Raw genomic sequence first — 6,408 nt, forward strand, 5'->3', positions numbered from 1 at the left:
CACTTTTCTTTTTTAAGGATGGTAAATGGATATTTTAGAAGCGTTAGACGAAGGTAAAAGATTAAGCGAAGAAGATTGTTATAAGTTATACGATTTAGATTTGCAAGTCTTAGGATTTTACGCTAATAAAAAGAGATTAAAACTTCACGGAAAAAAAGTTTATTTTAATTGTAATCGTCACATAAATCCTACAAATATGTGCGTTGATACTTGTGCTTTTTGTGCATTTTCAGCTCATAGGCACAATCCAAATCCATATCATCTAACACACGAAGAAATCTTAAAAATAGTTGATGATACCGTTACTCGTGGGACAAAAGAAATACACATTGTTTCAGCTCACAATAAAAAAGGTGGTTGGGAATGGTATTTTGAGATTTTTAGAAAAATTAAAGATAAATACCCACATTTACATATTAAAGCAATGACAGCTGCTGAAATTAATTTTATTGCAAAGAGTTTTTTTGATGGAGATTATTCTGCAGTAATTGACAAAATGCTTGAATATGGAGTTGATTCTATGCCGGGTGGCGGTGCTGAAATTTTTGATGAAAAAGTTAGAAATGAGCTTTGTGCTAGCAAAGTTAGTTCTGATAATTGGCTTAAGATTCATGGGCTATGGCATCAAAAAGGAAAACAAAGTAATGCAACTATGCTTTTTGGACACATTGAAAGTCGTGAGAACAGAATTGACCATATGCTAAGACTAAGAAAACAACAAGATATTAGCAAAGGATTTAATGCTTTTATTCCGTTAGTATGGCAAAAAGACAATTCGTTTTTAAAGGATTTAAAACCGCTTGGAAGTATAGAAATTCTAAAAACTATTGCAATAGCAAGGCTTGTTTTAGACAATATTTCTCATATTAAAGCTTATTGGGCGACTTTAGGATTAAACCTAGCAATGGTGGCTCAAGAATACGGAGCAAATGACCTTGATGGAACAATAGAAAAAGAAAATATCCAAAGTGCAGGTGGTGCAAAAAGTGCGAATGGCATTACGCTACAAGACTTCATAGACAATATCAAAACATCAAATTTAATTCCAATAGAAAGAGATAGTTTATACAATGAGATTAAGGAATATTGATTGAATTCTTTATATGTTTTTAGCTCCATTTTAAAAACATCATTCAAACTCATTATGCAATTAATATATGATTGCAAAAAATATACTTTCAAACAATTTAATCTAATAATTTCTTACTACAAACAAAAGGATACTGCTATGAGCTAGAATTTTTAATCTTATTGTGTTTAATCTTAGGTGCTTTACGCTAAATATTTTTTTATAAGGGAAAAAAATGGACTTTTTTAAGTTAAAAGAAAACAATACAAGTGTTAAAAATGAGTTTAATGGTGCTTTAGCAACATTTTTATCAATGCTTTATATTATTCCAACTAATGCTTTTATAGTAAGCAATACAGGGCTTAGTGTAGAAGCTTTAATGCTAGCAACTGCTTTAGTAACTATAATAGCAACTGCATTTACAGGACTTTTTGCAAATTCTCCAATAGCAATGAGTACAGGTATGGGACTTAATGTATTTTTTACATTTTCAATGTGCAAAGGTCAAGGAATTCCTGTTGAAACTGCTTTAGGTGCTGTTTTTATAAGTGGTTTTATATTTTTAGTTCTTTCTTTTACAAATTTTCGTATTTTTATTTTAAAAAGTATTCCTGAAGATTTTCGCCGTGCTATAAGTGCTGGTATTGGGTGCTTTCTAGCGTTTATGGGGATGAATCAGGCTCATATTGTTACGGCTGATCCTGTAACTCTTTTAAAAATAGGTAATTTTGCAGACCCGAATGTGTTATTTTGTTTATTTGTATTATTTTTAATTGTTTGTTTTTGGGCTTGGAAGATTAAAGCAGGTTTTATTTTAGCGGTTTTAATAGGTAGTATTATCGCTTGGACTTTTGGAATAGGTGGAGCAAAATTACCAAGTGAATTTGTGGCAATTCCAAATTTTAGTGAAAAAGATGGGCTTATGAGTATTTTTGCAAAACTTGATATTATGAGTGCTTTAAGTTTATCGGTATTACCTGCAGTAATGACACTTTTTGTAACTCAATTATTTGATAGTATAGGCACGATTACTGGTGCTGGAATTAGGGGCGGAATATTTAAAAATAAAACAAAATCAGACGGAACTCTTGATGATAGTGGAGATAAAAAATTAGGTAAAACTATGATAGCAGACGCAGCAGGAACTTGTATCGGAGCAGTTATTGGTACATCAACTGCAACTGCATTTGTAGAAAGTAGTGCTGGTATAGAAAGTGGTGCTAGAACAGGACTTAGCAATATATTTTTAGCGGGAATGTTTTGTCTTTGCATATTCTTTTTACCATTTTTCCAAGCAATTCCTGTTAATGCTATTTATCCTATCTTGATAATGGTTGGAATTTTAATGTTTATGGAAGTTAGCAATATTGATTTTAAAGATCCTGCAAATAGTGTTGCTACGTTTTTTACAGTAATTATGATGCCATTTACTTACTCAATTACTACAGGTATTGCTTTTGGATTTATTTCTTATGTATTAGTTAGATTATTAAGAAAAGAATTTAATAAGCTAAGTAGTGGTATAATCGTTATCTCTATTATTTGTATGGCAGTGTTCTTGCTACAATTTATGAAATTTAATTAAAAGGTAAAACTATGTATAAATATACTTACGATGAATTTAAAAATGACTTTGAGCCGTTTGCAAAACGCATTCAAGATGAGTTCAATCCAGACGCTTTTGTAGGTGTTGCTCGTGGTGGTCTTACACTTACTCACGCATTATCAACTGCGCTTAAAAGCAGAAATGCTTTTGTATTAAATAGCATTCATTATGACGGGCAAAAAAAATTAGATACTATTGAAATTACTAATATTCCTGATTTAAGTAAAGCTAAAAAAGTTTTAATCATTGATGATATCGTAGATAGTGGTGAAAGTCTTGATGCAATTCGTAAAAAAATCTTAGAAATTTACCCACATTTAGAAGTTAAACTTGCTGTTATTTTTTATAAGCCAAGCGCTATTATAAAACCTGAATTTTGTGTAAAAGAAGCTAAAGAATGGATTAGTTTCTTTTGGGATTTTGAAGTATGATTTATGAAAATAGTTTTTGCTATATTAAACGCCACGAGAGTTCTATCCCGTGGCTAGAAATCCATGCAAAAGACGAATACAAAGAACTTAGTAATGATGAAGAAACAAGCCTAAAAATTTTTAAAATTGCTATGCTTATAGAAAAAGAAATGATTAATTTTTATAAGCCAACTAAGATTAATCACGCTTCATTTGCTAACTACTTGCCTAAAGCCCATTGGCATATAATGGCTAGATTTAGTGATGATGGATTTTATCCTGAATGTATGTGGGGTAAGCAATTAGGGGATTTAAAAGATTATAGAGCTAGTTTTGATGAATTTTGTGATATTTTAGTAGCTAAGTTAAAGAATTTTAAATAAGTAGAAATCATATTTAATTTTTACTTATTTAAAACATATTACTTTCTTAAATCTTTTAATAAAATCTTATTCTCTGCTGATATTTTTGCACTATAACTTATCTTTTGAAACATCATTGATAAAGTTTCATTATCTAATTTTTTAATTTTTAAAAAATTAAAAGTTTCATCAAAATTATTACTTAAAAGTTCGGTAAAATACCAAGCTCTAGCCATATTTACATAATATTCTTGACTTTTTATACTAAATATTTTTTCTAATTTTGTGGTATCACTGCTAAAATATCTTATAAAACATAAAATTCCAAATCTTATTTCATATATTGTATTAGACTTAATCCATTCGTATATGATTTGCTCTACCTTATCAAGATTATTATCAAAACACTTAGGTCTTATAGTATCGCAACTACACCAGTTATCTATGATTTTTAATATTATTTTTAAATTCTTAACTACTAAATCATAATCATCTAACTCATTTAATACGTGTATGTAAAGTTGCATTTCATCAAAACTTTTAAAATTAGTATTTAATAAATAATCATTTAAATCATACTTTTTAATTATAGTTTTTGCATACCTTTTAAGCTTATTGTTTCTAACTCCTATTATTTTATAGTTAGTAAATACTGATTTTTTGCAATAACTTTTATATATTTTATCTATATGTTTTTGTAAATATTCTTTAATTTTCATTATAGCTCTTTCGTTTTGTTTAAAAAAATAATCTTACTATAAATACTTTTACTAAGTATTAACCTAGCTTCTTTAAAATCACCGCAACTTAGACTAGTTTTTTACTCCTTGAGAGACTTAAACCCCTTGAGAAATCAAGGGGTTTTCCTTTTTTAAGAATAATTCAAATTACATTTTTTTAAAAATTTATATAACTTTAAGCTTAATTTTCAAAATTTATGCTACTATTCCCTTACATTTTTACAAAAAAAGGAGAAAAAATGAAATTAGTTAAATTAAGTTTAGCAGCAGTTGTTGCTGCAGGTTCGTTCTCATTCGCGAACGCAGTTGCTTTAGATGAAGCTATTCAAAATGTAGACCTATCAGGAATGTTAAGATATAGATATGAAACAGAAAGCACTAAATCAGATGTTCTAAAGACAAATCTTAGCGGACACAAATATAAAGCTCAATTAAAATTCGGTGCTGATATAGCTGACAATTTTAAAGCTACAGCATTATTCCAATATTCAAATACTGACGGCTCTTATGGTGATAGAGCTTATTTACAAGATAAAAATACATTTTTTGTAAGAGATGCTTATTTAACTTATACAAATTACGATACTTCATTTATGTTCGGTAGAATGGAAATCGGTTCAATTTGGACTGATGATTTACTAGGAACAGGATTAAAAATAGTAAATAACAGCATTGAAAATGTAACTTTAGCAGCTTATGCATTTGATAACTATAACAATGACGGAGATTTAAGCCCAGTTTTAATTGGTGATAATGATATAGTTACATCAAAAAATCTTTATGGTATAGCAGCTATTGCTAATTTTGACCCAGTAGCAGCTCAACTATGGGTTTCAAATATGGCTAGCTATGGCACATTCTATGCAGTAGATTTCAATGTTGCTCTAGGTGACAAAGATGACTTTGCATATAATGTACATGCTCAATACGCAGGCAATAGTCTTAAAAAAGATAGAAAAGGTGAAGTAGCAGCTAATGGTAACTTCTATGCAGCAGAAGCTGGCTTTGACGCATTTGGCTTAGACTTCAATGTAGGTTATGCTGGTTATGGTAAAAAAGATAAATTAACTCTTAATACTGTAGAAGATGAAGGTCAATTAATCAACTACGGCGAAATCGTAATGAAAGACTACCAAGGTGGTTTTGGTAAAAAAGATTTCGTATTCGGAACAATTGGCTATACATTTGAAGATGTAAGATTTGGTGTTGATATTATTAGCGGAACAAATAAAGTTGAAGGTGCTGAAAAAGAAAAATTATTTGAAGTTAAACCACAACTATCTTATAAATATAGCGACAAACTAAACTTCTCAGCATTCTATGCTCATGGAACAACAAAACAAGCTGATGAAAAAACAACTGATAAACTAATCAGATTCCAAGCTAAATATACATTTTAATTAATTGCTAGGCTTTAAGCCTAGCTTTTTAAAGACTTAGAATGAAAAAAATTTTATTATTTTTATGTATTACAAATTCTATAAGTGCAGTTACTACAGATGATTTATTAAATTATACTTTTAGTGATAATTTAGATATTAATTTAGGTAAAGAACTTTTTATAAATATTCATAAATGCAATTCTTGTCATGGAGATTTAGGAGATAAATCAAGCACTACATTTAAATCCTTAAACACTTATTCAGCATCTACTTTAAAATCAATGTTAAAATCTTACAAAAACGATAAAGATTTTGGAGGCAAAACAAGATTTGTTATGCAAAGATATGCAAATAAATTGTCAAATAAGGATATTGATAATATTATAGCTTATATAAAGGGCAAAGATAATTTAGAATTACCTAATTCAAAAAATATTGAACCTGCTAAAAAAACTAAAGATAATTTATATTTGGAATAAAATCTAAATATAAATTCCTATTTTAAAACTTAGATATTTTATTATAATTTAGCTATATAACTTAATAATCTTATAAAATATATAATGCCATTAAGTTATGCTAAACATGTAAAATTAACTCATCTAAAATATTTTATACAAATAATTCAAATAATGTTTTTTATATTATTCAAAATTATTATTTATTTGCTTACTAAATTTCAAACTTCTCAAACTTAACTCTCACCACATAACCACCACAACTACAAACTATCTTCACTAATTTTAGTTTTTAATGTTTTTAAATTGTATTTTTTAAATTCTCCCAACTTTCCCTACTTTTCCAAATAATTTTCATTTTTTTTAATTTTTTTAAAAAAA

The 6,408-nt window shown here is 28.3% G+C and carries 7 protein-coding genes; 6 read left to right on the forward strand and 1 reads right to left on the reverse strand.

Features of this window, described 5'->3' with window-relative positions; translation table 11 throughout:
* Positions 1 to 25 precede the first annotated feature (25 nt).
* The 4 genes from mqnE (at position 26) to AVBRAN12654_RS04565 (ending at position 3,468) form a co-directional block, all read left to right on the forward strand.
* Entirely contained in the window at positions 26 to 1,090 is a 1,065-nt protein-coding gene (mqnE, locus tag AVBRAN12654_RS04550; RefSeq protein WP_214116032.1) for an aminofutalosine synthase MqnE, read from the forward strand.
* 214 nt (positions 1,091 to 1,304) lie between these two features.
* Positions 1,305 to 2,654: an NCS2 family permease gene (locus tag AVBRAN12654_RS04555; RefSeq protein ID WP_214116030.1), complete on the forward strand. Its 1,350-nt coding sequence runs from the start codon at positions 1,305 to 1,307 to the stop codon at positions 2,652 to 2,654.
* Between the two features lie 11 nt (positions 2,655 to 2,665).
* Positions 2,666 to 3,106 (forward strand): phosphoribosyltransferase, encoded by a 441-nt coding sequence (locus AVBRAN12654_RS04560; protein WP_214116028.1) that lies wholly within the window; start codon positions 2,666 to 2,668, stop codon positions 3,104 to 3,106.
* A complete protein-coding gene (locus AVBRAN12654_RS04565; RefSeq protein WP_214120236.1) occupies positions 3,103 to 3,468 on the forward strand; it encodes an HIT family protein in 366 nt (121 codons plus the stop codon). Before AVBRAN12654_RS04560 ends, AVBRAN12654_RS04565 begins: the two co-directional genes overlap by 4 nt.
* Positions 3,469 to 3,506: 38 nt before the next feature.
* Here the strand turns inward: AVBRAN12654_RS04565 and AVBRAN12654_RS04570 are convergent, their stop codons facing one another.
* Positions 3,507 to 4,166 (reverse strand): DNA alkylation repair protein, encoded by a 660-nt coding sequence (locus AVBRAN12654_RS04570; protein ID WP_336614013.1) that lies wholly within the window; start codon positions 4,164 to 4,166, stop codon positions 3,507 to 3,509.
* A gap of 260 nt (positions 4,167 to 4,426) precedes the next feature.
* On the opposite strand from AVBRAN12654_RS04570, the gene AVBRAN12654_RS04575 reads away from it, so the two are divergent.
* Positions 4,427 to 5,587 (forward strand): major outer membrane protein, encoded by a 1,161-nt coding sequence (locus AVBRAN12654_RS04575; RefSeq protein WP_214150622.1) that lies wholly within the window; start codon positions 4,427 to 4,429, stop codon positions 5,585 to 5,587.
* Positions 5,588 to 5,628: 41 nt separating this feature from the next.
* Complete coding sequence (locus tag AVBRAN12654_RS04580) at positions 5,629 to 6,048, forward strand: c-type cytochrome (RefSeq protein ID WP_336608775.1); 420 nt, start codon at positions 5,629 to 5,631, stop codon at positions 6,046 to 6,048.
* The last annotated feature ends 360 nt before the right edge of the window (positions 6,049 to 6,408 follow it).

Origin of the sequence: Campylobacter sp. RM12654 (assembly GCF_020137585.1) — a bacterium.
Classification (GTDB): Bacteria; Campylobacterota; Campylobacteria; order Campylobacterales; family Campylobacteraceae; genus Campylobacter_E.